The 5288-nt window shown below is 33.8% G+C and carries 4 protein-coding genes; 2 read left to right on the top strand and 2 right to left on the bottom strand.

The features are described from left to right. Positions 1–72: 72 nt before the first annotated feature. The gene (locus tag FPG59_RS13595; protein WP_086455129.1) at positions 73–2262 is read right to left on the bottom strand and encodes a glutamine synthetase III; all 2190 of its coding nucleotides are present in this window, start codon (positions 2260–2262) and stop codon (positions 73–75) included. A gap of 263 nt (positions 2263–2525) precedes the next feature. On the opposite strand from FPG59_RS13595, the gene FPG59_RS13590 reads away from it, so the two are divergent. Both FPG59_RS13590 and FPG59_RS13585 read left to right on the top strand, forming a co-directional pair. Continuing rightward, positions 2526–3539: a glutamine synthetase beta-grasp domain-containing protein gene (locus tag FPG59_RS13590; protein WP_086455128.1), complete on the top strand. Its 1014-nt coding sequence runs from the start codon at positions 2526–2528 to the stop codon at positions 3537–3539. A gap of 158 nt (positions 3540–3697) precedes the next feature. Further along, positions 3698–4645, top strand: a complete 948-nt coding sequence (locus tag FPG59_RS13585) for a TerC family protein (RefSeq protein WP_086455127.1) — start codon at positions 3698–3700, stop codon at positions 4643–4645. Positions 4646–4713: 68 nt separating this feature from the next. On the opposite strand, the gene FPG59_RS13580 is transcribed toward FPG59_RS13585, so the two are convergent. Beyond that, positions 4714–5205 carry a hypothetical protein gene (locus tag FPG59_RS13580; RefSeq protein WP_086455126.1) on the bottom strand — a complete coding sequence of 164 codons (492 nt, stop codon included), beginning with the start codon at positions 5203–5205 and terminating at the stop codon, positions 4714–4716. Positions 5206–5288 lie beyond the last annotated feature (83 nt).

Below are 5288 nucleotides of genomic sequence, written 5' to 3'. Positions count from 1 at the left end.
CTCTAAAACAGAGAGGCATTTTCTTATCATGTGGACTTACTTTGCAATTAAGAATATGTTATAAACTTTAATTTACTTTGTAAATAACAATTCTCGATATTTAGTCAAGGTCCAAATTTCGTTATCAACTAGTAACTCTAGTTTATCACAATGATTTCTAATAATCTCAAAATAAGGTTTTACTTTATTACAATATGCTTCGGCCATTTCCTGAGCGTTTGTTAGTGTATTTGCTTTTCTTCTTTCATCTGTCATTTCTTCAACTTTTGAATTTATTCCTTCAATATGTCCCGAAATTTCTTTGATAAGATTAATTTGCTCCTTAGCAATAGTTTCAAAATCAGCACCAAATATATCTTTCAATCCTTTTACATTAGCAATTAATGTGTTTTGGTATTTAATAGCTGTTGGTATCACATGGTTTTTAGAGATATCACCTAAAACCCTTCCTTCTATTTGTATTTTTTTAGTGTATTCCTCTAATTCAATCTCATAACGTGCTTCGACTTCAACATGATTCATGATGTTTAACTCTGAGAACAAGTCTAGCGACTGCTTTGAAACTCTAGCTTTTAAAGCTTCGGGCGTAGTTTTAAAATTACTTAAACCGCGTTTTTTTGCTTCAACTTCCCATTCTTCGCTATAACCGTCTCCTTCAAAAAGAATTTTTTTAGATTGCTTGATATACTCTCTCAAGACATTAAAAATAGCATCATCTTTTTTCATGTCTTTCGAGTCAATTAAGGCATCTACCTCAACTTTAAAGTCTCTCAATTGTTTAGCAACAATAGCGTTTAATGTTGTCATGGCATTAGAGCAATTTGCAGTTGAACCTACAGCTCTAAATTCAAATTTATTTCCTGTAAAAGCAAAAGGTGAGGTTCTATTTCTATCTGTATTGTCAAGAAGTACGTCTGGAATTTTCCCTACTACGTTCAATTTCAAATCTGTTTTTTCCTCTGGTGATAACTTTCCAGCTGTTACCCCCTCAAGTTCTGCCAATACTTTTGTTAATTGCTCTCCAATAAATACTGATATAATAGCTGGAGGAGCTTCATTGGCGCCAAGCCTATGATCATTACTAGCTGATGCAATGGCTGCTCTTAGTAAAGACTCATTATCATTAACAGCTTTAATAGTATTGATAAAAAAGGTTAAAAACTGTAAATTACTCATAGGAGTTTTGCTTGGACTCAACAAATTAACGCCAGTATCTGTTGCCAAAGACCAGTTATTGTGCTTGCCAGATCCATTCACACCTTTAAAAGGTTTTTCATGAAATAATACTTTTAAGTCATGACGTTCGGCTACTTTTTGCATCACATCCATCAACAAGCAATTGTGATCAACCGCTAAGTTGGTTTCTTCAAAAATGGGTGCTAGTTCAAATTGATTGGGTGCTACTTCATTATGACGTGTTTTTACTGGAATTCCAAGGAGCATACACTCTTGCTCCAAGTCTCTCATGTACGTAAGCGCACGTGTAGGAATTGATCCAAAATAGTGATCATCAAGCTGTTGACCTTTTGCAGAAGTGTGTCCAAGAAGTGTTCTTCCAGTCATGATTAAATCAGGACGAGAATTGGCTAATGCACTATCAACCAAAAAGTATTCTTGTTCCCAACCCAAAGTGGCGGTCACTTTTTTCACATTTTTATCAAAATATTTACAAACTTCTGTTGCTGCTTCATCCATAACCATAAGCGCACGCAAAAGCGGTGTTTTATAATCTAAAGCTTCACCCGTGTACGAAATAAAAACAGTAGGTATGCAAAGAGTCGTTCCAAAAATAAACGCTGGAGATGTAGGATCCCAAGCAGTGTATCCTCTGGCTTCAAATGTATTTCTGATTCCTCCATTTGGAAAACTGGAAGCATCAGGTTCTTGTTGAACTAATTGTGCACCACCAAATTTTTCAACAGGATCACTCCCGTCATGAGATGTTTCAAAAAAAGCGTCGTGTTTTTCAGCAGTTGTTCCTGTAAGCGGCTGAAACCAATGTGTATAATGGGTTACTCCTTTTGCAAGTGCCCATTCTTTCATCCCCATAGCAATGTAATCTGCTAATTTACGGTCAATTTTGGTTCCGTGTTGTACCGCACTTTGAATTCCTTTTAAAGCATCCGAAGTTAGGTATTGCTTCATTGCCTTTTCATTAAAGACATTTGAACCAAAAATTATTGATTTTCTACCTGTTTCATCAAATTGAACGGGCTTTCTAGTCGATGCTTCTCTCAAAGCTTGAAAACGTAATGTTGGCATGTTTCGTTTTTTTAAAATTAGTTTAAATCCAATAGATCAAAATCAAATATACTCAATAATTGCATAAAAAATAAAAGGAAGTACTTTATGAATTTACATAATTAAGCCCTGCAAAAATACATATTTTTTAATTCACCCCCTATAAAAATACCGTTTTGAAAAATATTATATCATTTAAAATAAAAAACACCCCCATTTTTACACTATTTAAAAAAATATTTTACTTTTGTGCCAGCAATTTTACGAAGTAAATCTATAAAGACATGGCAAAAATTAAATTAGAGTACATTTGGTTAGATGGATATGAACCAACACAAAACCTTAGAAGTAAAACTAAAGTTGAAGAGCACGAAAATTTTCAAGGAACTCTTGCAGAAATAGGAAACTGGTCATTTGACGGTTCCTCTACAAGACAAGCCGAAGGTGGTTCGTCTGATTGTTTATTGGTACCAGTAGCAATCTATCCTGATCCTACTCGTATTAATGGATATCTTGTTATGACCGAAGTTATGAATGCAGATGGTACTCCTCATGCTTCAAACGGAAGAGCAACTATAGATGATGATGGTGATTTTTGGTTTGGTTTTGAACAAGAGTACTTTATCATGGATACCAAAACTTTATTGCCTTTGGGTTTTCCAATTGGCGGTTATCCTGCACCACAAGGAATGTACTATTGCTCAGTAGGTGGAAAAAACACCCACGGAAGAGCACTTGTTGAAGAACATGCAGACCTTTGTATAGCAGCTGGAATCAACTTTGAGGGAATCAATCAAGAAGTGGCTTGTGGCCAATGGGAATTTCAATTGTTTGCTCAAGGTGCTAAAAAAGCAGGAGACGAAATTTGGGTAGCACGTTACTTATTAGATCGTTTGACTGAAAAATACGGCTACTATATTGAATACCACCCAAAACCTCTAGGAGATACAGATTGGAATGGATCTGGAATGCATGCTAACTTCTCAAACGAAGTTTTAAGAACATGTGGTTCTCAAGAAATTTATGAAAAAATATGTGAAGCTTTTAGACCTGTAACAGCTGAACACATTGCAGTATATGGTGCTTACAATGACTTGCGTTTAACAGGTAAGCACGAAACAGCTTCAATTCACGATTTCTCTTATGGAGTTTCAGACAGGGGTTGCTCAATACGTATTCCTTTAATGACTGTTCAAAAAGGATGGAAAGGATGGCTTGAAGACCGTAGACCAGCTTCAAACGGTGACCCATACAAAATTGCAGCTAGAATTATCAAAACAGTAAACTCTGCTTTGTAATATTGAATACTATATTTTTTGAATCAAAATGCCTTCCTTAACGAAGGCATTTTTTTTACACTAATTTCAAAGAATTACTGCGCTTAACTTTATTTCTAATAAACTTCTTGTTTCAAGATTCTAGAAGTATCTTTGTGTAACATTTTAAAATAACTTTTATGATTGTTTGGATCTCTTTTTTAGTAGCAGTTCTAATTTTTCTAGCATTAGACTTGGGAGTATTTAATAAAAACCCGCATATCATTAGCTCAAAAGAAGCTGGCAAATGGACTGCAATATGGGTTACATTATCGTTTTTATTCTCTGGAGTGGTGTATTGGTTATACACTACAAATTACATAGCAAACCCAGATACACTTAAACCTGGTGCTGCTGCCATGAAATTTATTACGGGGTATTTAATTGAACTCTCCTTAAGTATTGACAATATATTTGTGATTGCCATAATTTTTGCTGCTTTTAAAATTCCACAAAAATACCAGCACCGCGTTTTGTTTTGGGGTATATTAGGTGCCATTATTTTTAGAGGTTTAATGATTTTCTTTGGTGTTATGCTTATCAATAAGTTCACCTGGATGACTTACATCTTTGGTTTGTTTCTTATTTATACCGCTGCAAAAATGCTTTTTAGTGGAGAGGATGAACAATTTCAACCTAAAAAATCTTTTGTTTACAAGGCATTAAAAAAAGTCATTCCAATTTCTAATCACATAGACAAAGAACATTTTTTTGTAAAAAGAAGACATATTACAGCTGCAACCCCCTTGTTTGTTGCACTAATTGTTATTGAAGTTATGGACGTTGTTTTTGCTATAGATAGCGTACCTGCTATTCTTGCCATTACAAATGATCCTTTTCTGGTTTTTAGTTCTAATATTTTTGCTATATTAGGATTGCGATCTATGTACTTTTTCTTAGCCAACATGTTAGCTAAATTCAGCTATCTAGAATACAGTCTTATTGCTATTTTAAGCTTTGTAGGACTTAAAATGTTGTTGCACGATTTTATAAAACTACCAGAATGGGCTTCACTAGCTTTTATTGCTCTTGCACTTCTAATTGGTATTGGAGTTTCATTATACAAAAACAAAGAAACCGAAGTATAAAACATTATTTGTTGATCATAAAAAAAGGAAATCTTTCGATTTCCTTTTTTTTATGAATGTAATTTAAATTACAATGTGATCTTTTTAACATCGCTTTGCTGTACTTTTAGGGCTGACATGACGGCGTTAATATCATTCTTATTTACTGTTTTCGCAAATCCATCAGGAATGATTACTATTTTAAAAGTCTGGTTTATAGTCCAATCTGATGATAAAGTATTCAAATTAAAATTCGATGTTAAAAACACATTCACATTAAACCTAGTGTAATCAAAGTTATAATCTAGCTCTCTGCCGTTATCTAAGTAATACGTTTGAGGCATCAACCTCCACACATCATCACCATTAACTACATCAAATAAATGATATACTAAAACCGAATCAAATGAACCTATTGGTCTATCAAAATCTATGATTCTACTATAATTATTTACAGACCCAAACGAGGTTGTTACTTCAAAAACTTCAGTCCTTGGACCGTCTTCGTACACTTCTGTAACTTCGCAACTTTGTAGTGTCATCATCCCGATGAATACTAAAAATAGAGTAATATTTTTCATGGTTATATAAATTTTAGTTGTTATTTTTAATTCTATTCACGAACTGTGCCAAACTTTATTATACAAATGAAATAGTTTTTAAT

Source organism: Flavobacterium sp. FPG59 (genome assembly GCF_002150205.1).
Lineage (GTDB): Bacteria > Bacteroidota > Bacteroidia > Flavobacteriales > Flavobacteriaceae > Flavobacterium.
Note: the sequence above shows the minus strand (reverse complement) of the source record. Positions and strands in the feature narration are given on the sequence as shown.